The sequence below is a fragment of the Faecalibacterium sp. AF28-13AC genome (genome assembly GCF_003478405.1).
Taxonomy (GTDB): Bacteria; Bacillota; Clostridia; order Oscillospirales; family Ruminococcaceae; genus Faecalibacterium; species Faecalibacterium prausnitzii_E.
Window position 1 is genome coordinate 332288 of the sequence record NZ_QUFG01000002.1, and the last position, 25219, is coordinate 357506.

The following is a 25219-nucleotide window of genomic DNA, read 5'->3' on the forward strand; positions in this document are numbered from 1 at the left end:
GTGTGCTTGTTCTGCGGAAACGCGCTTGTCCGCTATTTATTATCGGGGGGGGGTAACGCGGAAGCGCTTGACGGTCTGTTCCAGCGCGTCGATGTCCACGGGCTTGGACAGATGCTCGTCCATCCCGGCTTCCTTGCTCTTCTGCATATCTTCCAAAAAGGCGTTTGCCGTCATGGCGAGGATGGGGATGACCTGGCCCAGCGGGTTTGCGCTGCTGCGGATGCGGCGGGCGGCTTCGAGGCCGTCCATCACCGGCATCTGCACATCCATCAGGATCATGTCATACTCGCCGGGCTTGACGCGGACAAACGCATCCACGATCTCCTGCCCGTTGGGGCAAATTTTGCAGTGTGCGCCCTTGGATTTCAGCAGCAGCTCCAGGATCTCGGCGTTGATGGCGTTGTCCTCGGCGCAGAGGAAGTTCATCCCGCACAGGGGAGAGACGTCCTCCGGCTCCTCCGGGAGCGCCTGCGCCTCTGGTACCGCGTCCGCTTCGGTGTCGATGGGGAATTCCAGCACGACCTCAAAGCGGGTGCCCTTGCCGGTGGCACTCTCTACGCTGATGGAGCCGCCCATCAGATCCACGATGTTCTTGGTGATGGCCATGCCCAGACCCGTGCCCTGCACCCTGTTGGTGCCGGAGCGCTCCTCGCGGGTAAAGGGGTCAAAAAGGGTCTTCTGGTAAGCCTTGCTCATGCCAATGCCGTCATCCTGTACCACAAAGCGGTATTTGGCGTAGTGCTCGTTCCGGGGCAGCTCTTCGACCTCGAACCGGATGTGCCCGCCGCGGGGGGTATACTTGACCGCGTTGGAGAGAATGTTCATCAGCACCTGATTCAGGCGGGTGGGGTCGGCCAGCAGGTTTTCGTGCCGGAGATGGGTGGAGACGGTGAAGGTCTGCGCCTTTTCGCTGGCCTGTGCGCGGATCATCGTGCTGAGCTGGTCGAGCTGCTGGGAAAGGTGCATCGGCTCAACGCTCAGGGTGGTCTTGCCGCTCTCGATGCGGCTCATATCCAGAATGTTGTTGATGATGCCCAGCAGCAGCTGGCCGGAGCTTTCCAGCTTGTGCAGGTGTTCGGCCAGCTTTTCCGGCTGGTCCAGCTCGTTCTCCATCAGGGTCGTCAACCCGACGATGGCGTTCATGGGGGTGCGGATGTCGTGGCTCATGTTGGAGAGGAAGTCCGTCTTGGCCTGGCTGGCCTTTTCGGCTATTTCCAGTGCGGCTTCCACGGCCAGCGTGGTCTGGTGCTCGCCTGTGCGGTCAGACAGATCCACGATGCACTTTTTTGCACCCTGTACCTCATTGATAAAGCCGGTCACGTGGATATAGTGTGGCTCGCCGGTCTCCTGATGGATAAACTCCCGATCCCATTCCTGCTGCGTACCCTGCTCCATCTGCATCAGACCGTCCAGCCGTGATGTGCAATTATCGCCCTCGGCAGAACATAGAACGTGGAAATCCTCTTGCACTGCTTCGGGGGAGATGCCCAGAATGCGCCGGACGTTGGGGCTGATGTATTCCACCTTGCCGGTGCCGGTGTCGATCATCAGGAACACATCGTCCACGTTGCGGGAAAGGCTTGAGAACAGTTCTTCACGGGCCAGCAGCTGCTGATCCTTTTTCCGCAGCTTTTGCCGGTTGCTCTGCACCACCAGCAGCAAAGCTGTAACAGCCAGCATTCCCACGATGCTGCTCATCACGGCCATGGTGGTGTATTGCAGCCGGTTCATATTGGCGTTCACAACGCTTTTGGGAACAATGCCAAGGATCGTCCAGTTCTGGAAGGAGGCAGAACCATAAACCATGTAATAGCCGATGCCATGGATGGAAAACTCAAGGTTGCCGGTCTTCCCGGCGGCAAAAGCCTTTTGCAGGGTAGTGATCTGTTCTGCCGTAAAACCAGCCGAATTCCTGAGCATGGCAAGGATGTTGTGCACACCGCGCATGTCCGCACTGCTGCTGTCCAGCACCACACGGCCATCCGGCAGCACAGCAAAGGTGCTGCCGTGCCCCTCAAAGGCAGAGATCTTCAGGGAGTCCACCAGATCTTTGTTGTTGTAGGTGACGGCAATGGCTTCGTACGCAAAGCCCTGATAGCTGCCTTTTGCCGTAGGGACTGCAAACACCATGATCTCCGGCTTGTCCGGGACCACCGAGTTTGCCACGATAGGCTGCTGCTCCAGGATCAGCTGCGACAGCGTCCGACCCAGATCAAGATAGCCCTGTTCGCCGTCCAGCGTGATATAGGAGCCATCCCGTGAGACGAAGAAAAAGTCTGTAAACTGGTATTCTTCTTTTGCCTGTGCAAGGAAAGCGCAGACATCGGCATCGCTTTGCGCACGTTCCAGATAAGGTGTCCACATCCGCATGACACCCCAGTTGAAGGATACCTTATTGTAAAGGGTCTGGTTTGCCTGATGGTAGATCTCGGTAAGGTGTGCCGTGCTTTCCTCGTAGATGGTTTGCTCCATGAAATCCGTAAAGACAACAAAGCTCGTCAAAATACCGACGCCGAGCAGCAGTGCTGCTAAAACTGCGAGGATACGGTTTTTTATCGTAGACCACATCTTAGTTTCATTCTTCAAGAGTTTATTCTCCCTGTACAATGGTCAGATACTCGGAGGGGGCGGGGAACTGCTTGCTGACCGCCAGCGAATCCTTCAGGCAGGAGCGGCTTTCTGCCCCTTCAATGGCGTATTCCGTCCGCTTGGTTTTCAGGTTCTCCGGCATGGGGCAGTTGCAGTAGGCCTCATTTTCTATCCACACATCCGTGCCCGCCACAAATACGGGATAGGTGGCGGTATCGTCCAGCGGTGCACCGTTGATGGTGACTTCTTCCAGACGGAACTTGCCCAGCTCGTATTCGGTCACCTTGTATTCCATACCGCTGGTCACGGGCATATAATTCCGGTGACGGATGGGGTTTGCACCGTTGTCCTTCACGTTTACCAGCCACTCCATCATCTGCCGCAGCTCTGCACCGGTATATTCACCCTGCGAGACAGCGTAGTTGCCAGCCATCACCCACAAAAGCTGCTGCTTGCTGTAATCGCCGCAGTAGATGGAGGTGGACACCAGCGGCGAATAGCCGACTGCAATAGACGCATCATAGGTGGCGCGCAGGACGTTCATCAGCGAGGAAGCCGCAGCGCTGCCGTGGTCGGTCATGTCGATGGAGTATGCGGTGTTCTGGGTGAACAGCACCTCGGCTTCGGGGTCTGCTCTGGGGGTGACCAGCTGCTCATTGAACGCATCGTATGCGGCCCTAGCATCGTATTCGCCGGTGATCATTTTGTGCCCTACGTCTTCCGAAATGCGGAAGATCTCGGTGGAGGCCAGACGCATATACAGATGATTTGCGCTGATGATATCCGCAACGTGTTCCAGAGAAGCGGAGGAGGTAATATTGATCTCCTTGTTATAAGAGAGCACGGCAGCACCGCCAGCCATCTTGCTCTGCCCCTCTGCACTGTACACAGCCTCAAGTACCTTCAGCACCGCAGCCAGCTTTGCCTCGTCCTGCGCTACGGTGTTGGAAACTGCCGCCTGACACATGGGGTAGGTCAGCAGCCAGCTATCGTTGGCAGTCTCGCCGAAATAGGGCAGAATCGATGCGTTAAAGCCGTACTGGTCAGGCATTACATCCGCTATGCCTGCTGTGGTGCGGATCATGGCGGTCTGCCGCGCATAGAAAGGCTTGGCGATGGGGTTCAGCTCCAACCGATCGTCACCGGGCTGCACCCGCACATCCTTGAGAAACTGCTCGTATTTTTCAAAGACCTTCGGCCATACCACATCGTCCAGACCGGTGGAGCCGTCCTCGGTCTCGCTCTCGTAGTTCATGCGCCATGTGGTGCCCTCCAGGCTCATCAGCTCCGGGATCGCGCAGCCCTGCATGGTTTCCAGACAGGTGTAGTCATACCGCCAGTCTGCCTGATAGCCCTTGATGCCGATCGCTTCAAAGGCCTCGATCGCCGCCACGAACTCGGCATAGTTGGTGGGCAGGGGGATGTTGTACTGCGCAAACAGATCAACATTGGCAGCCGTGCCGTCCACCTCGGCGCACATGGGCAGCCAGCGGATCGCACCATCCGGCTCCTGATTGTTGTTCAGGTAGCTGGAATAGAAGGTGCCTGCGACCTCGGTAGTGCTCAGGTCCATCAGGTGCTCTGCCAGAGGTGCCGCATCGTTCAGGGAGAAGCGGCGGCAGGTGATGATATCCGGCAGCTGCTCCGCACGGTTCAGCAGGTCGCGGTAGTAGTCCATGGTGTTGAAGCCCTGAATGAAGGTGAACGCATACTCCGGGAATTTTTCTTCCAGCCACGGAGTAAGCGCTTTCATCATGGAGCGATCCCACAGATAAAAGGTGATTTGAATTTTGCCGTTCTGGCTGCTGCTCTTGTCGGCTTCAGCCTTGCCGCCGCAGGCGGTCAGCGCTGCCGTGGCTGCCAGCACACCGGTGGCCTGTAGAAACGAGCGGCGGGAGAGCTTTTTCATCATACTATCGTCCTCACAGTTTCCTGATATTTCCAAGGCTGTCATTTTTTTATTTTACAGCAAAATTGGAACAAACGCAACATAAAGTTCGTTAATGTTTCTGCAAATCCATGTGGATTTTGGCGAAATGCGGCGCAGCGGAGCGACCCGAAAGAAGACGTGCGCCTCCGACTTGTGTGAAAATGCTGCGCCCAAAAGGCTGTCGGATGCTGCAGAATGCGCGGGCAAGCATCCGAAGTAAATCGAAACAGTGAACAAAAATATGCGTATTGTCGCATCTTTTTTCTTGACCTTGCGGCGGACACCGCTTATAATTGCCCTAGCGGAACGCCCCTGCCGGAGAGGGGGCGGGCCGGTAGAACGTTGAGGATGAGTGAGGAACTGCTGTGGAGATTCTATTGACCGGGAACACCTGTTTCGTGACCCCTGCCTGGGTGGAGATGGCGTTCCCAGAGGACCATGTCCTCATTACCTGCGCACGGGGCCAGCCGCACCCGCCGCGCATCCGGACCATCACGCTGGACAGCAAGGAGCGCATCGGCCAGCTGGTGGACAGCTACGAGTTTGACCGCATCGTCTATTTCTCGGAGTATCTGACCCCGCACAGCGAGCAGGAGGGCGAACTGGACCGCCTGCGCCGTGTTTTGCAGGCCAACCGGGAGCGGCCCAGCCAGCTGCTTTATTTGGCTGGGCCGGAAGCCGTGCTGACGCCGTTCATCGGCAAATCGGTGCTGGCGCAGGCGGCGGAGGCTCTCTGCCGCCATTACGCCGAGACGAGCAGGGTGCAGATCAAGGTGCTGCACCTGCCCTATCTCTACGGCACCGACTGCACCGGTGCGCCGGTGGGCATCGCGCAGCTGCTGACCCGCCCGAAGAGAGGGGAACTGCATTTTGAAGAGCAGGCCCTTGCCCCGGTGGCGGCTCTGTGCATGGAAGACCTGTCCGAGCTGGTGCTGCGGGTGTTCGACAACTGGACGCCGGAGTGGGAGAGCCTGACCGCCCCGGTGGTCTTCCACTGGAACTATGAGCAGCTGGGCGAGGCGTGGAAAGCCCTCTGCCCCGGCCTGACCGTGACCTACGGCAGCGACCTGATCCGGGAGTACCCGCCCGACGACGGCCAGCTGCGCCGGGCGTATGGGTGGTTCCCCCGGTACGACCTGCTGGACGACCTGCCCCGGTTCTTCCGGCAGGAAAAGCAGCCCCGCCGCAAAAAATGGCCGGAACGGCTCAGCGGCTTTGCCGCGCGGCACCGGCTGCTGGTCCCGGTGCTGGAACTGCTGGGGGCCTGGGGCGTATCCGAACTGCTGGTGCGGATGACCAGCACCCAGGCACAGTTCCGGGTGGTGGATTTCCGGCTGGCGTTCATCGTGCTCATCGCCGATGTCTACGGCCTGAACGCAGGCGTGGCGGCGGCGTTTCTGGCGTCGCTCTCGCTGGCGGCGGGCTATTGGGCCGAGGGCGCGTCGCCGCTGCTGCTCTTCTACGAGCCGTCCAACTGGCTGGCCTTCCTCGTGTATTTCGTGGTGGGGGCGGTGTGCGGCTATGTGCAGCTGCGCAGCGCCGAGGACCTCCGCTTTGCCGAGGAGGAGCAGAAACTGCTGGAAGAGCGGCTGCGGTTCGTGCGGCAGCTGTATCAGGATACATTGGAGGACAAGCGCTCGTTCCGGCGGCAGATCCTGGGCCGGAGAGACAGCTTCGGCAAGGTGTATGCCGTGACCAAAGCGCTGGACGCGGCCCCGGCGCAGGAGCTGCCCCAGAAGATCGTGGAGGTGCTGGAAGATGTGCTCGAAAATCACAGCGCGGCGGTCTACCGCGTGGACGCCCGGCGGCATCTGGCCCGGCGGGCCGCCTGCAGCGCGGACTTTGCCGCCCGCTGCCCGCAATTGTTGGAAGGCACGGGCCTTGGCCCGGTGCTGCGTGGCATCGAGCAGGACGGGCTGTGGGTGAACCGGGAACTGACGCCCGGCCTGCCCATGTTCGGCGCGGCCGTGCGGGAAAACGGGGAGCTGCGGGCGCTGATCCTGCTGCACGATGCGGCAGGGGAGCAGCTGTCGCTCTATTACCAGAACATGTTCCGCATCCTCTGCGGGCTGGCCGAAACGGCCATGGTGCGGGCCGGAACGAAGCCCGCAGCAAAGCAGGAGGTGCGGGTATGAGACGGAACGGACTGCACGCAGACCTTGTGGAAAAACTGCGGGTAGACGATGAGCTCCACCGCAGCATCCGGGTCGAAGACCGGGCCGGCACGGCGGCAACGGTGCCGCTGGAAGAGGCGCTGATCCTGGACACTGCCGAGCAGCGGCGGAAGCTGATCCTGTCGGTGCTCACGGAGGACCCGGTGCAGTATTACGACCTGCTGCAGCAGGCCCGCATGAACGACGACAGCGAGGTGGTGCACTACGCGGCCACGGCCATGGCACAGATCTCCAAGCAGGCGGACCTTGCCTTGCAGCAGGACGCCCGCCGCTTTGCCGACGACCCGAACGACCGGGAGGTGCTGGCGGCTTACGCCAACGCGCTGGAACGCTCGCTGAAGCTGGGACTGGCGCAGGGCCGCGCAGCCGAACTGCAGCGCCGACAGCTGGAGCGTCTGCTCAAGCTGCAGCTGGCCGACAGCCCCAGAGAGGAGGGCTACAGCGTCGGCTGCCGGTTGGCAGAGGTGCAGCTGCAATTGCAGGAGTACAAGGCTGCGGAGCAGACGCTGGAAGAGCTGGTCCGCCGCTGGCCGGTGCGGGAAACGCCCTGGCTGCTGCGGCTGCGCAGCGCCGCCGCCCGGAAAAGCGGTGCCGAAGTGCGGAGCATCCTGCAGCAGATGGAGCGCACCCAGGTCTACCTGAGCGCTGCGGGGCGGCAGGAACTGGCGTTCTGGAAAGGAGGTGCCGCATGAACCGGCTGTGGAAGGGGCGGTTCCGGTGGGGCAGGCTGCTGCTGGTCTGGCTGGTGTTCCTGTTGCTGGCAGGGGCTTTGTTTGCGGAGCGCAGCGGGGTGCAGTACACCGCGGCCCATGTTCAGATCGGGGCGCTCGACCATGCCCTGACCAAGGAAGAAGCACTGGCGGGGCAGGCCCCCGTCTGCCTGCTGCTCTGCGACAGCCGCCAGGTGAGCGTGGCAGAGGCAAAAGAACAGTTGGAACAGATCCTGCAGGATATGAAGGTCCCCGCCGAGGCCGCAGACCTTGCCGACACCGCCCCGGAAGCACTTCCGGCCTTTGAAAACTACGAGACCATCGTGGTGTTGGTGCCGAACTTCGAGCCGCTGGGCCTGCGCCTGCTCGACCTGATGGACTGGGTGGAGCAGGGCGGCAATGTCCTCTTTGCGATGACGCCCGAAAAGTGCGGGGCGTTCGATGTGGTGGCCCAGAAACTTGGGGTGCTGGCCTCGGCGTGGAACTGCAAAACGGCCGAGAGCATCGTGCCGGCCGAGGGCTTCCTGCTGGGCGGCGGGCAGCGGTATGAGCTGAGCGACCCGTTCGAATCCTCCATGGCGGTGCAGCTGCGGGACGATGCGGCGGTGTATGCCGTCACCGGGGACGAGGGCGTCCCGCTGATTTGGAGCGCCGAACTCGGCAAGGGCCGGGTGGTGGTGGACAACATCGGCGTCTACGACAAGGTCATGCGAGGCTTTTATGCGGCCTCGTACAGCCTGCTGGGGGAGGCCTGCGCCTACCCGGTGCTCAACAGCGCCGTCTTTTTTCTGGACGACTTTCCCTCGCCGGTGCCGGAGGGCGACGGCCAGTACATCCGGCAGGATTACGGCCTGAGCATCGCGGATTTCTACGCCAAGGTCTGGTGGCCGGACCTCGTCCAGCTGGCCGAGCGGTTCGGCATCCGGTACACGGGCGTCATGATCGAGAACTATGAGGACGACACTACCGACCCGCCCCTCCGCCAGAGCGATACCCAGCCGTTCCGCTATTTTGGCGGGCTGCTGCTGCGGCAGGGCGGGGAAGTGGGCTTCCACGGCTACAACCACCAGCCCCTCGTTCTGCCACAGACCGATTACGCCGGTCTGTACGACTACAACCCATGGCCCAGCGCCGACGCCATCGTCGCAGCCATGGACGAGCTGACGGCGTTCCAGCGGGCGGTCCTGCCCTATGCCGCCGGTTCGGTGTATGTGCCGCCGTCCAACATCCTGTCGGCCTCCGGGCGGGCGATCTTAGGCCAGCGGGTGCCGCAGGTGCGCACCATCGCCAGCTCCTACCTCGAAGACGGCACCGACCTGCCCTATGTGCAGGAATTTGGCGTGGCAGCGGACGGCATCGTGGAAGAACCGCGCATCGTGTCCGGCGGCATGGTGAACGAGCCTTATATGCAGCTGGCCGCGCTGAGCGAGCTGAACTTCCACTTCGTCAGCACCCACTTCATGCACCCGGATGACCTGCTGGACGTGGACCGAGGCGCAGCGGAAGGCTGGGAGGTCTACAAGGGCGGGCTGGAACGCTACCTGACCTGGCTCTCGACGGCAGCGCCCGGCCTGCGGATGCAGACGGCCAGCGAGTGCGCCGGGGCCATCCAGCGGTTTTCGGGCGTGAATGTGACGCTGCAGAGCGCCGCCGACGCCTGGACCCTGACGCTGGGCAATTTCACCGACGAAGCGTGGCTGCTGTTCCGCGCGAACGAGGGGGTGCCCGGCCGCGTGACCGGCGGGCAGCTGACCTGCCTGACCGGGAAACTCTACCTGCTCAAGGCGGAAAACACGGTCGTGACCATCGAACGAAAGGAGGGGTGAATCATGCGCATCTGTCTGGTGCTGGAAGGTTCCTACCCGTATGTCTATGGCGGGGTATCCACCTGGATGCACAGCTGCATCCGCTCCATGCCGGAGCACGAATTTGTTCTCTGGGTCATCGGTGCGAACGCGAAGGACAGAGGCCGCTTCGTCTATGAGCTGCCGCCCAACGTGGTGGAAGTGCACGAAGTATTTCTGGATGACGCGCTGCGGCTGCGCGGGGAGGCAAAGCCGCAGCCGTTCACCGAAGAGGAGCAGGCCGCGTTGGAGGAGCTGGTGCGGCTGGGCAGCCCGGACTGGGCGGTGCTGTTCCGGCTGTTCGGCGAAAAAAAGGCGCACCCGCTGGCCTTTTTGCAGAGCCGGGCGTTCATGCAGATGTTCACAAAGATCTGCGCGGAGGAGTACCCTTACACGGCCTTTGCGGATGCGTTCCACACGGTGCGGTCCATGCTGCTGCCAGTGCTCTATCTGCTCACGGGGGAGGTGCCCAAAGCGGACCTCTACCATGCCATCTGCACCGGCTACGGCGGGCTGCTGGCCTGCCGGGGCGGCAGTACCTTTCACCGGCCGGTGCTGCTGACGGAACACGGCATCTACACCCGCGAGCGGGAGGAGGAGATCATCCGGGCCGAGTGGGTGCGGCCGGATTTCAAGGAGCGGTGGATCCGATTCTTCTACATGCTGTCGGAGCAGATCTACCGGCAGGCGTTCCGGGTGACGAGCCTGTTCACGAGCGCCCGCAGCATCCAGATCGGGATGGGGTGCCCGGCGGAAAAGTGCGTCGTCATCCCGAACGGCATCCCGTACGAGACCTTCTGCGGCATCCCGCTCAAGGCGGAGGACGGCTGGGTGGACATCGGGGCGTTGGTGCGGCTGGCTCCCATCAAGGACATCAAGACCCTGCTCTATGCCTTTTGGGAACTGAGCGCCCGGCGGAAGAACGTCCGGCTCCACATCCTGGGCGGGGTGGACGATGCGGAGTACGCGGCCGAGTGCACGGCACTGGCCCGGCAGCTGGGGCTGGAGAACGTCCGGTTCACCGGGCGGGTGGACAGCGCCGCGTACCTGCACCGGCTGGACTTCACCGTCCTGACCAGCATTTCGGAGGGGCAGCCGCTCTCGGTGCTGGAATCGCTGGCGGCCCGCCGCCCCTGTGTGACCACCGATGTGGGCTGCTGCCGGGAGCTGCTGGAAGGAGCCCCCGGTGACACACTGGGCCGGGCCGGGTACTGTGTGCCGCCCATGTACCGGCAGGGCCTCGCGGACGCGATGGAGAAGCTCTGCGCGAGCCGTGCCCTGCGGGAGAAGCTGGGCGCGGTCGGGCAGAAGCGGGTGGCGCAGGATTACCGCTACGAACAGATGCTGGAGCAGTACCGTGCCCTGTATGCAGAGACCGCGCAGGCGCACGGCCTGCCGGATCAAACGGATTCGGAGGAATTATGGCTGGAATTGGGTTCGAACTGAAAAAGCTGTTCCGCCGCAAAGGGCTGCTGGCGGGTCTGCGGGCCTACGGCTGCGCGGGCATCCTCTGCACCGGGCCGATGCTGCTGGGTGTGCTGCTGCAATTGGGCATCCTGGTGCTCTGCAGCTGGGCCGGGGCGGCGAAGACCGAGCAGGACCTTCTGGTCTGCATGGTGACGGACACCCTGCTGGCCTCGCTCACCGTGACGAGCCTGTTTGCCATGCCGGTGACCCGGTTTCTGGCGGACATGCTCTATGAAGAGCAGGAGCAGCTGGTGCTGCCCTCATTCTGGGGCGCGAACGCTCTGTTGCTGGCGGGCGGATGTGGGCTGTACGGGCTGTTTCTGCTGGTGTCCGGTGCGACGCTTTTGCAGGGGCTGCTTTGCCTGGCCCTCTTTGCGGAGATGATCGTGAACTGGAACGCCATGAGCTTTCTGACCGCTCTCAAGGACTACCGCAGCGTCCTCATCGCCTTTGCGGCGGCGGTGGGCACGGCCTTCGGGGCCGGGGCGCTGCTGGTGCTGCTGGCGCGCGCTCCGGCGCTGGAAGGCTTTCTCTTTGCAGTGGCGCTGGGGTACGGCGTCATGCTGATGCTGGACGTCTGGCGGCTCTGCCGCTATTTTCCGGACCGGCAGGGCAGCCCCTGGCTCTTTCTGCGCTGGGTGGACCGCTTTCTGCCGCTGGCCCTGACGGGCCTGTGCACCGACATCGGGCTGTTTGCCCACCTCGTGCTGGTCTGGCTGGGCCCCATCGGTGTGCAGGTGAAGGGGCTGTTCTACGGGGCACCGTATTACGACGTCCCGGCATTGCTGGCCTTTCTGAGCATCCTGGTCACCACGGTGAACTTCGTGGTGTCGGTGGAAGTGCAGTTCTACCCCCGCTACCGCACCTATTACAGCCTGTTCAACGACGGCGGCGTGGTGGGCGATATCACCGCCGCCGGGGAAGAGATGCTGGCGGTGCTGAACCGGGAACTCTTCTACACGGCCCTCAAGCAGCTGTTCACCACGGCAGGGGTCATCTCGCTGGAAGCGTTGGTGATGGGGTATCTGCCGCTCGGCTTCAATGACCTGATGCACGGATACTTCCGCACCCTCTGCGTGGGGTATGGGCTGTATGCGGTGGGCAACACGGTGCTGCTCATCCTGCTCTATTTCACAGATTACAAAGGGGCGCTGGGGGCGGCGCTGAGCTTTGCGGGAGCGGCTGCGGGGCTGACGGCCCTGTCCCTGCGTTTTGACCCGGCGTATTACGGCTTCGGGTTCCTGGCCGGGGCAGCGGTGCTGTTCCTGACGGCGCTGCTGCGGCTGGACCGGTTCACCCGGAACCTGCCCTACCGCATCCTCGGCCAGCAGCCCGTCGTGGCCGAGGAAAAGGCCGGGGCATTCACCCGGCTGGGGCTGTTTCTGGAGCGGCACAGCCTGCAGAAAAAGGAGGAAGCATGATGCAGGGAAAAACGATCCCCCGCCGCAGAGTGCTGGCCCTGGGGGCTGCACTGGCGGGGTTCTGCGTGGGGTGCAGCGTTCTGCCCACGGCGGAGGAAACGGCGGCGTCGGAGGAAGTTTCCACGATTTCGGGAACGCCGGTGGAAAAACAGCCCGATGACAGCATCCACCTGCGGGACAATGACGGGCTGTATACGGTCTATGACGACAGCGGCGTTGTGACCATGTATCTGACCGTCACCCGTGGGAACGAAGCCGAGAACACCGACCATACCTGGGCGGAGATCAATTCCTATTCGGTCTACGACTACGAGTACATGCAGGTGCCCCGCTACCAGACGGCGGCCTTGCTGCAGGTGGGAGACGAGAACGGCCCGCTCCTCTCGGAGGTGGGCTATGGGGAGACGGTGCCGAACGCGACGGTCCAGATCCGCGGCCAGACGTCCAGCCGGAACGCCCAGAAAAACTATAAGATCAAGCTGAAGAAGAACAAGGGGACCTGGCGGGGCCAGCGGACCATTGCACTGAACAAGCATCAGGGCGACGGCCTGCGCTTCCGCAACAAGATGGCGTATGACCTCATCCGGGGCATCCCTCAGATGGTGGGCCTGCGCACCCAGTTCGTGCATCTGTATGTGAAGGACCTGACTCAGGCGGACAGTGGGGCTTTTGTGGACTATGGGCTTTATACCCAGGTGGAGCAGCTGAACCCGACCGCCCTGAAGGCCCATGGGCTGGACCAGAACGGCCAGCTGTACAAGGTGAACTTCTTCGAGTTTTTTCGGTATGAGGACGCCATCCGCCGGAAGACCGACCCGGCCTATGACCCGGTCGCCTTTGAACAGCATCTGGAGATCAAGGGCAGCGACGACCACACAAAGCTCATCGAAATGCTGGAAGCGCTCAACGACGAGACCGTGCCGATGGAGGAACTCTTTGAGACGACCTTCGACACCGAGAACATCGCCTACTGGATGGCGTTTCAGCTCCTGATGGGCAACACCGACACCCAGAGCCGGAACATGTACCTCTACAGCCCGCTGAACAGCGCGCGGTGGTATATCCTCGACTGGGACAACGACGCCATGCTTCCCCGCACCGAGTGGGCGTTCCGGAACTATTCCGACAGCCTGAGCTGGGAGCGGGGCGTGAGCAACTACTGGGGCAACGTGCTCTTCCGCCGCTGTCTGCAGACCCGGTGCTTCCGGGAAAAGCTGGACGCCGCCGTGGAGGAACTATTCCGCTTTTGCAGCGCGGAACGCATCGGGGAGATGACGGCGCAGTACCGCAGCGTGGTGGAGCCCTTCGTTTGGCAGCAGCCGGATATCCTCCACGAGCCGCTGAGCCGGACTGAGTACGACACCGTGGCCAGAGGGCTGCACCGGGAGATCACCGAGAACCGGGATGCCTACCGTGAGAGCCTGCACAAGCCGATGCCGTTCTACATCGGGATGCCGGAGCCAGCCGGTGAACAGCTGAGGCTGCTGTGGGATGCCTCGTTCGACCTGAACGCCGAGGACATCGTCTACACCGCCGAGCTGGCGAAGGACTACCAGTTCACGACAACGTTCTGGTCGGAGGCGGACATCCGGCTGCCGGAAACGGTGGTCTATGCCCTCCCGGCGGGGCACTATTTCCTGCGGGTGCGGGCGACGAACGCCTCCGGCTACACGCAGGATGCCTTTGATTACTACGTGATGGAGACCGGCAAGGCCTACGGCATGAAGAGCTTTTTTGTGGAGGCCGACGGCAGCGTGACGGAGGACCTGTATGAAGAGTGAGACCATCTTCCCCGCACCGGTCCACGCAAAAACGCAGCTGCGCACCCGCACCGGCGAACGCTACCGCCACGAGCTGAAGTACCGGATCTCGTACGGCGAAAAGGCGGCGCTGGAGCTGCGGCTCGCGCCGCTTTTGCAGCGGGACGCCCACGCCGGGCCGGGCGGGTATCTCATCCGGAGCCTTTATTTTGACGACTGCTGGAACTCCGCCTATGCCGAAAAGGATGCGGGCATCCTGGCCCGCAAAAAATACCGCATCCGCATCTACAACGGCAGCGATGCCGTCATCCGGCTGGAGCGGAAGAAAAAAGTGGGCAGCTGGATCTGCAAAGAGGAGGCCGCCCTCACCCGTGCGGAGCTGGAGAAACTTCTGAGCGGGGACTACGGCTTCCTGCTCGCTTCGCCGCAGCCGCTCTGCCGGGAGTTTTACTTCGAGTGCGTCTCCAACCTGCTGCGGCCCCGCGTGGTCGTGGACTACGAGCGGGAACCGTGGGTGCAGAAGGAGGGAACGGTGCGCATCACCTTTGACCGGGACGTCCGGGCGGCAGTGGGCGGCTGGGACCTGTTCGACCCGCACCTGCCCACTTTGCCGGTGCTGGACCCCGGCACCCTGGTGATGGAGGTGAAGTTTACGGAATTTCTGCCCCAGACCCTCCGGGAGCTGCTGCCGCCCAAAGCGCAGGAGTGGACGGCCGTGTCCAAATATGTGCTCTGCTGCGACAAAACGGCCTACTGCCACGGCAGTTCCGGCTGGCAGGGCTGAACCAATGCGAAAGGAACAACGCTATGAGTGTGAAGGATTTCATCAAAAAATCGGTGCTGGAAAATTTCAGTCCCTACAATGTCCCGCAGATGGCGGCGGCTCTGCTGGCGGCTGTGCTGCTGGGGGCGCTCATCTACTGGGTCTACCAGCGGTTCTATGCGGGGGTCCTCTTTTCCCGCAGTTTTGCAATGACGCTGGTGGGCATGTCGGTGCTCACCTGCATGGTCACGCTGGCCATCAGCTCCAATGTGGTCATCTCACTGGGCATGGTGGGCGCACTGTCCATCGTGCGGTTCCGCACGGCGGTCAAGGACCCGCTGGATCTGCTGTATCTGTTCTGGGCCATCACGGCGGGCATCACCACCGGCGCGGGGATGTACCTGCTGGCCGCGTCGGCGTCTGCGGTGATGATCGGGGTCCTCGCCCTGCTCTCCCGCTGGCAGACGGCAGGCCGCATCTATGTGGCGGTGCTGCACTATCAGGGCGAAAAGCCGGGGGATGAAATCGTCCGTGCCCTGGGGCGGAACCGGTACGCGGTCAAATCAAAGACGCTTCGGGGCGAGGCGGTCGAGATGGCGGTGGAGGTCTGCTGCAGGGACGATGTCCGGGATGTTACCGACCGGCTGCAGGAGATCGAGGGCGTGGAGGACGTGACCATGATCCAGTACAACGGAGAATACCATGGCTAAGCGGCACACCGCTGCGGCGGCCGCCTGCCTGCTGCTGGCCGGGTGCCTGGTCTGGGCGGGGCGGAAGCGGACCGTGACCTATCTGCCGGACGAGAGCGCCTTCCCCAATGCGCAGATCGGCTATGCGCCCGGTGTGCTGGACAGCGGCACCGAGGGTGCCACCCTGCGCTATCTGGGACTGACCTGGCGGCAGCTGGAACCCGAAGAGGGGGCCTACGCCTGGGAGGCCATCGAGCAGACCTGCCATCTGGCGGAACTGCGGGCGCAGGGAGTCCATCTGGTGCTGCGCATCTCCTGCGATGAGCCGGGGGACGAAGCACATCTCGACATCCCGGACTGGCTCTATGAACAGACCGGCACCGGCCGCTGGTACGACATCGCCTACGGAAAGGGCTATGCGCCGGACTACACCGACCCTGTGTTTTTTGCCGCCCACGAGCGGCTGCTGCGGGCGGTGGGGGAGCGGCTGGGGGCCGACGGTTTCGTCAGCTATGTGGAGCTGGGGAGCCTCGGCCACTGGGGCGAGTGGCACGTCAAGTCCGGGGAGGGGCTTCCCTCCATGCCCGATGAGGCTGTCCGGGACCGCTATGCGGCGCTTTACCGGGAGGCATTCCCGCAGGCTGCGCTGCTGATGCGGCGGCCCTTCCGGTTCGCGGCCGAACACGGGCTCGGCCTTTACAACGACATGACCGGCTTGCCCGAAGACACCGAAGAGTGGCTGGGCTGGATCGCCTGCGGCGGCTGGTATGAGGGCGACCCGGAGGGGCTGGTCCCCATGCCGGATGCCTGGCAGACGGCCCCCATCGGCGGGGAGCTGACCAGCCGACTTTCGATGGAGCAGCTGCTCACCACCGACCTGAGCCGGACCGTTTCCCTCATCCGGCAGTCGCACATGAGCTTTCTGGGGCCGAAGACGGCGGAAATCGCTTTCCGGGAGGGATATGATGCCGTATTGGCCGCTCTCGGCTACCGGCTGCGGGTCACGGAAGCGTCGCTGCGGCGGGTGACGGGCGGCACGGTGCTGACCCTGACTTTTACGAACGATGGTACGGCCCCGTTTTACTGGGACTGGCCCGTGAACGTCTATGTGGAGGAGGCGGACGGCACGACCGTGGAGGCCCAGCCGCTGGCGCTTTCTCTGCCGGATCTGCTGCCCGGCGGCTGCCAGACCGTGAAAACGAAACTGGCCGGTGTGCCGGGCCGCTGGTGGGAGGAGCAGGACCGGCGCATCACGCTGGGCATCGTGGACCCGATGACCGGGCGGGATGCCGTCCGATTTGCGATGCAGACGGCGCAGGAGGACGGCCGCACCGTCCTCTTTGCGGGAGAATAGAGCCCAAAAAGCCTGAGACCTTGCAGAAAAGGCCTCAGGCTTTTTGGGCTGCGGATGCAGCGATCAGGAATATAGGAAACGGAGAATGGCAGAAAATTACAGGATGCGCACCCGGATGACAGCGGGAATCGCCGCCAGCTTGTCGGCCAGAGCCGCGTTCACGGCACCGGTGGCATCCAGCATGGTATAGGCCATGTTCTTTTTGCTCTTGTTGACCATGTTCTCGATGTTCAGACCGGCCTCGGTGGTCAGCGCTGTGATCTGGCTGATCATGCCGGGCTCGTTCTTGTGGATGATGCAGATGCGCCGGCCGCCCGCACGGGGCTGGACGACCTCCGGCAGGTTCACCGAGTGGGTGATGTTGCCGTTCTTGAGGTAATCGCTGATCTCCTGCGCGGCCATGACAGCGCAGTTGTCTTCGGCTTCCGGGGTGGAAGCGCCCAGATGCGGGGTGCAGATGACGCCCGGCCTGCCCAGCAGTGCTTCGGCGGGGAAGTCGGTCATGTAGCCGGAGACCCGGCCGTTCTCCAACGCCTCCAGCAGGGCGGGGGTGTTCACCAGCTCGCCGCGGGCGTAGTTCAGGATTTTCACGCCGTCCTTGCACAGGGACAGCGTCTGGGCGTTGATGGTGTCCCTGGTGGTGGGCAGATAGGGCACATGGATGGTGATGTAGTCGCACAGGGGGAGCATGTCGTTCAGGTTCACGCAATGGTGGACCTGGCTGCTCAGGTTCCAGGCGGCATCAATGGAGATGTAGGGGTCGTAGCCGTAGACCTCCATGCCCAGCGCAATGGCGCAGTTGGCCACGCGGGAGCCGATGGCACCCAGACCGATGACGCCCAGCGTCTTGCCCTTGATCTCGTTGCCCACGAACTGCTTTTTGCCCTTTTCCACGCTCTTGGCCAGAGCGGGGTCGCCCGCAAGGCCCTGCGTCCACTGGGCGGCGGCGGCCACATTGCGGCTGCCGGCAATGAGCATCCCGACGACCAGCTCAGCCACGGCGTTGGCGTTGGCACCGGGGGTGTTGAAGACCACGATGCCCTGCTCGCTGCAGCGGTCCAGCGGGATGTTGTTCACACCGGCACCGGCGCGGGCAATGGCCAGCAGATTCTTGTTGAAGGTGGTGTTCAGCAGGTCGGCGCTGCGGACGAGGATCCCGTCCGGCGCGTCGGCATCCACCGAGACATCAAAAAGGTTTTTGTTCAGCTTCGCCAGGCCCACCGGGCTGATGGCGTTCAAGGTTTTGATGGTAAACATTACGCATTCTCCTTCCGGAACTGCTCCATGAAATCGACCAGCTTGTCAACGCCCTCGGCGGGCATGGCGTTGTAGATGGAGGCGCGCATTCCACCGACGAGGCGGTGGCCCTTCAGGTTGACGAAGCCTGCCTCTGCGGCCTCGGCGCAGAACTTTTTGTCCAGATCGGCGTTGGGGCTGGTGAAGGTGACATTCATCGTGCTGCGGTAGCGGTGCTCGACGGGGTTGGTGAAGAAGTCCTGCCCATCGAGGTAATCGTACAGCACCTTGGCCTTGGCTTCGTTGATCTTCTGCATGTTGGCCAGACCGCCGATGTCGTTTTCGAGGTACTGAAGCACCAGACCGGTCATGTAGATGCACCAGCAGGGGGGCGTGTTGTACATGCTGTCCTTGGCCAGCAGGGTGGTGTAGTTCATCATGGTGGGCACGGTGTCAGCGGCGTGACCCAGCAGGTCGTCCCGGACGATGGCGATGGCCATGCCGGCGGGGGCAACGTTCTTCTGCACACCGAAGTAGATGCAGCCGTACTTCGTCACGTCCACGGGCTTGGAAAGGATCATCGAGCTCATGTCCGCCACCAGCGGGATGCCCTCCACCTGCGGGACCTCGACGTACTGGGTGCCGAAGATGGTGTTGTTCTGGCAGATGTGGATGTAGCTGGCATCCTTGTCGTAGGCGATGGCGTTCACATCCGGGATGTAGGTGAAGTTTTTGTCCTTGCTGGAGGCCACGATGTTCGCTTCGCCGAACTTGGCGGCTTCCTTGGCGGCCAGATTCGAGAAGTTGCCGGTGACAAGGTAGTCGGCCTTGCCGGTGGTCATGAAGTTCAACGGCACCATGGCGAACTGCTGGGTCGCACCGCCCTGGAAGAAGCCGACCTTGTAGTTGTCGGGGATGTTCATCACCCGGCGCAGCGAGGCCTCGGTCTCGGTGATGATGGCATCGAACCACTTGCTGCGGTGGCTCATTTCCATCACGCTCTGGCCGCTGCTGCCGTATTCAAGCAGTTCGGCCTGGGCCTGCTTCAGGACCTTTTCGGGCAGCATGCTGGGGCCTGCGCTGAAATTGTAAACTCGTGCCATAATGCGACTCTCCCTTTCCTGATTCCGCGCCGCCCGAATCTCCGGCGGCATTGTGCTCTGGTTTTGTCCGTAGTATAATGGTTTTGAGGGTGCGAAAACAAGAGCATCTTTGCACAAAGATGCGCGTCTGACCGTGCACTGAAAGCACGGAACACACAAATGTATTTGACACAAACACAGAAACGGAGACGAATGTAAAATATGCTGCAAAACAGGGCAGAGCAGCCAAAATCCTGCCCTTGAAAAACGCGGGACTTTTCGGTAAAATCAAATAAACAGAGACAAATGTAAAACAAAAAAGGAGGGCGAACCCTGCAATGTATGGCATCCCGGACCGTCTGAGACCGCTTTCGGCGGCGGAAGAACAGGTGCTGCTGGCCGTGTGGAGCTGCAAACAGCCCGCCTCCCGGCGGGACATCGGAGAGAAGCTGGCCGCAAAAGGCTGGCGGCCGGCCACCGTGCTGAATTTTCTCTACCGGCTGGAAGACAAGGGCTGGGTGAAGAGCGGCAAAGAGCAGAACCGAAACACCTACACGCCCACCCTCACGAAACGCGCCTACGGCGTCTGGACCATGCGCCAGCGGCTGGATGCCGTTTTTGGCGGCGACCTGGCCGAGGCCGTCCGCGCCCTTGTCAGCGAGAGCGGCTGCTCCCAGAGCCAGCTGGAACAGGCGATGGCCGTGCTGGAAGAAAAGCACGCCGAGGCCGAAGAATATGATCTGTATGACCCGTATGGGTGAGCCCTCTCAGTCACGCTTCGCGTGCCAGCTCTCCCGAAGGGAGAGCCATTGGCAGGCCGGTATTGGCTGTGCTGGACGAAACGGCTTTCGCAGAGCCGGAACGATGGGGCTTCGCTGGCTGGACAGCGAGCCGGAAAGAGGAGGAAAGAACGATGACTTGTAAAAATCGCGCAAAGAACTGCGGCGGCTGCCCGCTGCTGGAACTGCCCTATGCAGACCAGCTGAAGCAGAAGGAGGAAAAAGTCCGCGCCCTGCTGGGCAGATACGGCCCGGTGCACCCCATCCGGGGGATGGAGACGCCTTACCACTATCGGAATAAGGTGATCTCGACCTTTGCCGCCGGGCAGGGTGGAAAACTCGTGTCCGGCATCTATGCCGCCGGGACCCATAAGGTGCTGCCGGTGGAGCGCTGCCTGCTGGAAGACGAGGTGCTGGATACCGTGCTGAAAGCCGTCCGCGCAGCGGCAGCGGCCTGCCGGTATCAGCCTTTCCGGGAAGACCAGGGCACCGGCCTGCTCCGCCACTGCCTGCTGCGCCGGGGCGCCGCCACCGGGCAGGTGATGGTGGTGCTGGTCACGGCCCAGCCCATTCTGCCCGGCGCAAAGAACTTTGTCCGCGCCCTGCTGGCAGAGGCTGAAAAGCGGCAGGTCCCCGTGACGACCATCGTGCAGAACTACACCCCCCGCCGCACCAGCGTTGTGCTGGGCGAGCAGGAAAAGGTGCTCTACGGCAAGGGGTTCATTCTGGATGAACTCTGCGGCAAGACCTACGCGCTCAGCCCCCGCAGCTTCTATCAGGTGAACCCGGTGCAGACGGCGGTGCTCTACGGTCTGGCCGTGGAGGCCGCCCAGCTGACCGGCAGAGAGGTCGTGCTGGATGCCTACTGCGGCATCGGCACCATCGGCCTGACTGCCGCCGACCGGGCAAAGCAGGTGGTGGGCGTGGAGCTCAACCGGGACGCGGTGCGCGACGCCATCGGCAACGCGAAGCACAACGGCGTCAAAAACGCCCGGTTCTTTGCCGCCGACGCCACGGCCTGGATCTGCGAAGCCGCTGCCGCCGGGGAGCGGGCCGACGTCATCTTCATGGACCCGCCCCGCGAAGGCTCGACGCCCCAGTTCATCGAGAGCGTCGTCCGCATGGCTCCCAGACGGGTGGTCTACGTCAGCTGCAACCCGGAGACCATGGCCCGCGACCTGGCTCTTCTGACGAAAAAAGGCTACCGGGCCGAGGGCTTCACCCCGGTCGATATGTTCCCGAACAGCGAGCATATTGAAGTGGTCTGTGCCCTGTCCCGACAGGAGCAACGGAAGCAAAGCCGCCGATGAAGCATTCCGGGGCCTTTGGCCGCGAAAATGTGAAAGAACGCGGGGTCTGGTTGAGAAAGACACTGCAACGTGATATACTAAAATAGCATATACGTGCCTTGATTACAGAAATCCAAAGGTGAAATGTCTTACAATGAACGGTTATTTTTATGTCTTGACGGCCATTGACCTTTTTGTGCTGAGCTTCATGTGCATCCTCACAAAGTTCAGCGAATCCCTGAACAAAAAGCAAAAACGGGGATTTTTTCTGGCCTTTGCGCTGATTGCGGGGATCTCGGTGCTGGAGGTTGTGACGCTGGCGGTGGATGGCGCACCGGCGGGCTACCGCTGGCTGAACATCCTGTCCAACTATCTGGGGTTCGGCCTCTCCCCGGCGGTGTCCCTCTGCCTGGTGTACGTCATGGACCGGAAGAAAATGGTGAACTTCTGGTTCCGGGCGGCCGTGTGCTGCGAGGGGTGCTACCTGCTGTTTCTTGCTCTGTCCATCCCCGCCGGGCTGGTGTTCTCCGTCAGCGAAGACAACGTCTATTCCCGCGGGCCTTACTTTTGCATTTACATCCTGATGTACCTTGCGGCCATCGTGTACCTTTCGGCGTCCACCATCGTCACGGCGCGGGAGTTTCAGAACCGCAGCCGGGTGCTGATCTACCCCCTGATGCTCTTTCTGACCATCGAGACCATCATTCAGGTGGCTCTGCCGAGCCTCCACGTTACATGGCTGTGCGTTACCCTGCTGTCGGTGCTGTACTTTATTTATTGCAGTGAGATGTGGAACCAGCTGGATGCCCTCACCGGGCTGCTGAACCAGAACAGCTACCTGAACCGCACCGCAGAGATGCGCCGCAGCGGCGGGGTGCTGGTGGTGTTCGATGTGGACGACTTCAAGCAGGTCAACGACCGCTACGGCCACTTACAGGGAGACGTCTGCCTGGCCGAGATCGCCCACTGCATCAAAAAAGCCTATGCCCACTGCGGCTACTGTTACCGCATCGGCGGCGACGAGTTCTGTGTGCTGCTGAAAAACGCAGACCGGGAGGCCTGGTGCGCGCAGGAATTTGAGCGTTGGCTGGCACTGCGGCGTGAGGTCGTGCATTGTCTGCCCAGAGTGTCCCTGGGGTCGGCACCCATTTCGGGGGAGGACCTGCTGGCCGTGAAAAACCAGGCCGACCGGGAGATGTACCGCTGCAAAAAGGCCCGGAAGGCTGCGGCGGCTGCAATGGAAAGGGCCGAAAGTGGGAGGCCCTGACCCATAGGCGGTACAAAAGGGGAGGAAGCCATGAGCGAATTTTCACACTTAAAAAACAAGCTGCTGGCTGAGCAGGTCGAAGACCAGATCTACCATTATATTCTGGATACCCCGCTGGAGCCGGGGGCAAAACTGCCCAACGAGTTTGCGCTGGCGGAAAAGTTCCGGGTGGGGCGCAGCACCATCCGGGAGGCGGTCAAGCTGCTGTCCAGCAAAGGCATCGTGGAGGTGCGGCAAGGCTCCGGCACCTATGTGGTCACAACGGTGAAAGGGCTTTCGGACCCGCTGAATCTGCGCAGTGTGCAGGATAAGAATGCGCTGGCCTTTGATCTGGTCAACCTGCGGCTGCTGCTGGAACCGGGCATCGCGGAGATCGCGGCCCAGAACGCGACCGACGAGGACATTGAGCGGCTGCGGCGGCTGTGCGAGCGGGTCGAGACCAAGATCCACAATGGCGACCGCTACATTGAAGACGACATCGCCTTCCACACCTGCATTGCCGAGAGCAGCAAGAATCTGGTGGTGGGGCAGCTGATCCCCATTATTGATACGGCGGTGATGATGTTCGTGAACGTCACCCACAAAAAGCTCATCGACGAGACCATCATGACCCACCGGATGATCGCGGAGGCCATCGCCAGGCACGACCCCATCGGGGCAAAGTCGGCCATGGTGATGCACCTGAACTTCAACCGCACCTATATCAAGAAGATCTACGACGGCGAAGATCCCGATGATGGGACAGTTGGAATGGCGGGATTTCTCAAATGATACCGGCCCTGCACGGCGAAATACCGTGCAGGGTATTTTTATGTCCAAAGTCATCTGATGACTTTTTACCCCGGCAGTTTGCAAAACCCGGCTGTGAGGGTGAATTTTATGAAAAAGTCGCCCGAAATTGGGCAGAGTGCATGATGTATCCCAGATTTTTTGCGCAAATAGTAGGACGTATATGGAACAACTTGCAAAAAGATGTCTGCAGATTTACAATTGAATCACAAAAGGTTCTACGAAAAAAGGACGAAAACAAGCGATATTTGGAGGTAGGGATTATGGAACTTCGTTCACAGGAAGTCCGCACGCTGGCACCTGAAAACGACCCGCTGAAAATGGGGATGGGCTGGAAGGTCGAGGATCTTGCAAAGCCGCAGATCCTGGTGGAAAGCACCTTCGGCGACAGCCACCCTGGCAGCGCCCATCTGGATCAGTTCGTCAGAGAGGCCGTGCAGGCGGTCAACGAGAACGGCGGCAAGGCTGCCCGCTATTTTGCCACCGATATGTGCGATGGCATCGCACAGGGTCATGACGGCATCAACTACTCGCTGCCCCACCGGGACGCCATCGTAAATCTGGTGGAAGCACAGGCCAACGCCAGCGTCTACGACGGCGGCGTGTTCATCGCCAGCTGCGACAAGTCCGTGCCCGCCATGCTGATGAGCATCGGCCGCCTGAAGGACATGAGCGCCATCGTCGTCACCGGCGGCGTCATGGAGGCTCACACCCTGCCGAAAGAGTATGTGGTCAACGACCCGGCCTGCGCCATCAACGAGCTGCTGACGTTGGAGCAGATCGGCAAGTTTGACGCCTGGGAAAAGACCGGCGTCATCCCCAACAGCCAGCTGGACTACTACAAGCACAACGCCTGCCCCAGCTGCGGTGCCTGCTCCTTCATGGGCACTGCCTCCACCATGCAGGTCATGGCCGAGGCGCTGGGCCTGATGCTGCCGGGCACCGCCCTGATGCCCGCCACCGCTCCGGAGCTGAAGCAGGCTGCCTACGACGCCGGCAAGCAGCTGATGGAGCTGGTCAGGAAGGGCATCACCGCCAAGGACATCGTGACTAAGGAGAGCTTTGAGAACGCCATCATGGTCCACGCCGCCATCTCCGGCTCCACCAACGCGACCATGCACCTGCCCGCTGTCGCGCATGAGTTCGGCATCGAGATCGACGCCGACACCTTCGACCGGATGCACCGGGGTGCGCACTACCTGCTGAACATCCGTCCCTCCGGCGACTGGCCCGCACAGTACTTCTACTATGCAGGCGGTGTGCCCCGCGTGATGGAAGAGATCAAGTCCATGTTGCATCTGGACGTGATGACCGTCACCGGCAAGACGCTGGGCGAGAATCTGGAGGAGCTGAAAAAGAACGGCTTCTACCAGCACTGCGACGCCATCCTGGCCGAAAAGACCGCCGGTTTTGCCCGCCCGGTCAGCCGCGAGGATATCATCCACAGCTTCGACAACGCCAAGGGCACCGACGGCAGCATCGCCATCCTGAAGGGCAATCTGGCTCCGGAAGGCTGCGTCATCAAGCACACCGCCTGCCCCAAGAACATGTTTGAAGCCACCCTGCGCGCCAAGCCCTACGACAGTGAGGAGGAGTGCATCTCCGCTGTCCTGCACGGCGAGGTGAAGCCCGGCGACGCCATCTTCATCCGCTACGAAGGCCCCCGCGGCAGCGGTATGCCGGAGATGTTCTACACCGGCGAGGCCATCTGCGCCGACCCGAAGCTGGCTTCCAGCGTGGCCCTCATCACCGATGGCCGCTTCTCCGGCGCAAGCCGCGGCCCGGTCATCGGCCATGTCAGCCCGGAGGCTGCGGTGGGCGGCCCCATCGCACTGGTGGAGCAGGACGACCTGATCCAGATCGATGTGCCGGGCCGCAAGCTGGCCATTGTGGGCGTGAAGGGTGAGCCGAAGACCCCCGAAGAGATGAACGCCATCCTCGCCGAGCGCCGCGCCAACTGGAAGCCCAAGGCTCCCAAGTACACCAAGGGCCTGCTGAAGCTCTACTCGCAGCATGCCGTCAGCCCCATGAAGGGCGCTTACATGGAGTAAAACACTCCGAAAAAATAACAAAAAG

At 61.8% G+C, this 25219-nt stretch carries 18 protein-coding genes; 14 read left to right on the plus strand and 4 right to left on the minus strand.

All coding sequences use genetic code 11. From position 1 onward, the window contains the following. Nucleotides 1–39: 39 nt before the first annotated feature. Nucleotides 40–2586, minus strand: coding sequence for an ATP-binding protein (locus tag DWY95_RS17305; protein ID WP_243082568.1), 2547 nt, complete (start codon nucleotides 2584–2586; stop codon nucleotides 40–42). Nucleotides 2587–2590: 4 nt separating this feature from the next. Further along, nucleotides 2591–4501 carry a 5'-nucleotidase C-terminal domain-containing protein gene (locus DWY95_RS04185; RefSeq protein WP_158577515.1) on the minus strand — a complete coding sequence of 637 codons (1911 nt, stop codon included), beginning with the start codon at nucleotides 4499–4501 and terminating at the stop codon, nucleotides 2591–2593. A 383-nt stretch (nucleotides 4502–4884) separates the two neighbouring features. On the opposite strand from DWY95_RS04185, the gene DWY95_RS04190 reads away from it, so the two are divergent. Genes DWY95_RS04190 through DWY95_RS04230 form a run of 9 tightly spaced genes read left to right on the plus strand, consistent with a single transcriptional unit; the run spans nucleotide 4885 to nucleotide 16701 of the window. Next, on the plus strand, nucleotides 4885–6654 hold the full coding sequence (locus tag DWY95_RS04190) for an NAD(P)-dependent oxidoreductase (protein ID WP_147365918.1): 1770 nt from the start codon (nucleotides 4885–4887) through the stop codon (nucleotides 6652–6654). Next, nucleotides 6651–7385, plus strand: coding sequence for a hypothetical protein (locus DWY95_RS04195; protein WP_118552482.1), 735 nt, complete (start codon nucleotides 6651–6653; stop codon nucleotides 7383–7385). The genes DWY95_RS04190 and DWY95_RS04195 overlap by 4 nt, the downstream gene beginning before the upstream one ends. Then, entirely contained in the window at nucleotides 7382–9229 is a 1848-nt protein-coding gene (locus DWY95_RS04200) for a DUF2194 domain-containing protein (protein ID WP_118552484.1), read from the plus strand. The genes DWY95_RS04195 and DWY95_RS04200 overlap by 4 nt, the downstream gene beginning before the upstream one ends. Before the next feature lie 3 nt (nucleotides 9230–9232). Continuing rightward, complete coding sequence (gene pelF / locus DWY95_RS04205) at nucleotides 9233–10693, plus strand: GT4 family glycosyltransferase PelF (RefSeq protein WP_118552486.1); 1461 nt, start codon at nucleotides 9233–9235, stop codon at nucleotides 10691–10693. Beyond that, on the plus strand, nucleotides 10669–12135 hold the full coding sequence (pelG, locus tag DWY95_RS04210) for an exopolysaccharide Pel transporter PelG (protein ID WP_118552488.1): 1467 nt from the start codon (nucleotides 10669–10671) through the stop codon (nucleotides 12133–12135). Before pelF ends, pelG begins: the two co-directional genes overlap by 25 nt. Continuing rightward, nucleotides 12132–13916 carry a CotH kinase family protein gene (locus DWY95_RS04215; protein WP_118552490.1) on the plus strand — a complete coding sequence of 595 codons (1785 nt, stop codon included), beginning with the start codon at nucleotides 12132–12134 and terminating at the stop codon, nucleotides 13914–13916. The genes pelG and DWY95_RS04215 overlap by 4 nt, the downstream gene beginning before the upstream one ends. Further along, nucleotides 13906–14679 (plus strand): polyphosphate polymerase domain-containing protein, encoded by a 774-nt coding sequence (locus DWY95_RS04220; RefSeq protein WP_118552492.1) that lies wholly within the window; start codon nucleotides 13906–13908, stop codon nucleotides 14677–14679. The genes DWY95_RS04215 and DWY95_RS04220 overlap by 11 nt, the downstream gene beginning before the upstream one ends. Before the next feature lie 23 nt (nucleotides 14680–14702). Then, complete coding sequence (locus DWY95_RS04225) at nucleotides 14703–15368, plus strand: DUF4956 domain-containing protein (RefSeq protein ID WP_097791672.1); 666 nt, start codon at nucleotides 14703–14705, stop codon at nucleotides 15366–15368. Next, entirely contained in the window at nucleotides 15361–16701 is a 1341-nt protein-coding gene (locus DWY95_RS04230) for a DUF4832 domain-containing protein (protein ID WP_118552494.1), read from the plus strand. The genes DWY95_RS04225 and DWY95_RS04230 overlap by 8 nt, the downstream gene beginning before the upstream one ends. Nucleotides 16702–16797: 96 nt before the next feature. Here the strand turns inward: DWY95_RS04230 and DWY95_RS04235 are convergent, their stop codons facing one another. Next, nucleotides 16798–17958, minus strand: coding sequence for a phosphoglycerate dehydrogenase (locus DWY95_RS04235; RefSeq protein ID WP_118552496.1), 1161 nt, complete (start codon nucleotides 17956–17958; stop codon nucleotides 16798–16800). Next, a complete protein-coding gene (serC, locus tag DWY95_RS04240) occupies nucleotides 17958–19040 on the minus strand; it encodes a 3-phosphoserine/phosphohydroxythreonine transaminase (protein WP_118552498.1) in 1083 nt (360 codons plus the stop codon). The genes DWY95_RS04235 and serC overlap by 1 nt, the downstream gene beginning before the upstream one ends. Nucleotides 19041–19357: 317 nt before the next feature. Between serC and DWY95_RS04245 the strand changes: the two genes are divergently transcribed. The 5 genes from DWY95_RS04245 (at nucleotide 19358) to ilvD (ending at nucleotide 25194) form a co-directional block, all read left to right on the plus strand. Next, nucleotides 19358–19780, plus strand: coding sequence for a BlaI/MecI/CopY family transcriptional regulator (locus DWY95_RS04245; protein ID WP_118552500.1), 423 nt, complete (start codon nucleotides 19358–19360; stop codon nucleotides 19778–19780). 68 nt (nucleotides 19781–19848) lie between these two features. After that, the gene (rlmD, locus tag DWY95_RS04250; RefSeq protein WP_279220010.1) at nucleotides 19849–21108 is read left to right on the plus strand and encodes a 23S rRNA (uracil(1939)-C(5))-methyltransferase RlmD; all 1260 of its coding nucleotides are present in this window, start codon (nucleotides 19849–19851) and stop codon (nucleotides 21106–21108) included. 133 nt (nucleotides 21109–21241) lie between these two features. Then, nucleotides 21242–22354, plus strand: coding sequence for a GGDEF domain-containing protein (locus tag DWY95_RS04255; protein ID WP_118552504.1), 1113 nt, complete (start codon nucleotides 21242–21244; stop codon nucleotides 22352–22354). Between the two features lie 30 nt (nucleotides 22355–22384). Continuing rightward, nucleotides 22385–23125 (plus strand): FadR/GntR family transcriptional regulator, encoded by a 741-nt coding sequence (locus DWY95_RS04260; protein ID WP_097791679.1) that lies wholly within the window; start codon nucleotides 22385–22387, stop codon nucleotides 23123–23125. A gap of 281 nt (nucleotides 23126–23406) precedes the next feature. Then, the gene (gene ilvD, locus DWY95_RS04265; protein WP_118552506.1) at nucleotides 23407–25194 is read left to right on the plus strand and encodes a dihydroxy-acid dehydratase; all 1788 of its coding nucleotides are present in this window, start codon (nucleotides 23407–23409) and stop codon (nucleotides 25192–25194) included. Nucleotides 25195–25219 lie beyond the last annotated feature (25 nt).

Bases quoted from the DNA above. Each gene is read 5' to 3' on its own strand.
- DWY95_RS04235 (WP_118552496.1), bottom strand. From the start codon at position 17,958: ATGTTTACCATCAAAACCTTGAACGCCATCAGCCCGGTGGGCCTGGCG.
- DWY95_RS04255 (WP_118552504.1), top strand. From the start codon at position 21,242: ATGAACGGTTATTTTTATGTCTTGACGGCCATTGACCTTTTTGTGCTG.
- pelF (WP_118552486.1), top strand. From the start codon at position 9,233: ATGCGCATCTGTCTGGTGCTGGAAGGTTCCTACCCGTATGTCTATGGC.
- pelG (WP_118552488.1), top strand. From the start codon at position 10,669: ATGGCTGGAATTGGGTTCGAACTGAAAAAGCTGTTCCGCCGCAAAGGG.
- DWY95_RS04260 (WP_097791679.1), top strand. From the start codon at position 22,385: ATGAGCGAATTTTCACACTTAAAAAACAAGCTGCTGGCTGAGCAGGTC.
- ilvD (WP_118552506.1), top strand. From the start codon at position 23,407: ATGGAACTTCGTTCACAGGAAGTCCGCACGCTGGCACCTGAAAACGAC.
- DWY95_RS04220 (WP_118552492.1), top strand. From the start codon at position 13,906: ATGAAGAGTGAGACCATCTTCCCCGCACCGGTCCACGCAAAAACGCAG.
- DWY95_RS04230 (WP_118552494.1), top strand. From the start codon at position 15,361: ATGGCTAAGCGGCACACCGCTGCGGCGGCCGCCTGCCTGCTGCTGGCC.
- DWY95_RS04215 (WP_118552490.1), top strand. From the start codon at position 12,132: ATGATGCAGGGAAAAACGATCCCCCGCCGCAGAGTGCTGGCCCTGGGG.
- DWY95_RS04185 (WP_158577515.1), bottom strand. From the start codon at position 4,501: ATGATGAAAAAGCTCTCCCGCCGCTCGTTTCTACAGGCCACCGGTGTG.
- DWY95_RS04200 (WP_118552484.1), top strand. From the start codon at position 7,382: ATGAACCGGCTGTGGAAGGGGCGGTTCCGGTGGGGCAGGCTGCTGCTG.
- DWY95_RS04245 (WP_118552500.1), top strand. From the start codon at position 19,358: ATGTATGGCATCCCGGACCGTCTGAGACCGCTTTCGGCGGCGGAAGAA.
- DWY95_RS04195 (WP_118552482.1), top strand. From the start codon at position 6,651: ATGAGACGGAACGGACTGCACGCAGACCTTGTGGAAAAACTGCGGGTA.
- serC (WP_118552498.1), bottom strand. From the start codon at position 19,040: ATGGCACGAGTTTACAATTTCAGCGCAGGCCCCAGCATGCTGCCCGAA.
- DWY95_RS04225 (WP_097791672.1), top strand. From the start codon at position 14,703: ATGAGTGTGAAGGATTTCATCAAAAAATCGGTGCTGGAAAATTTCAGT.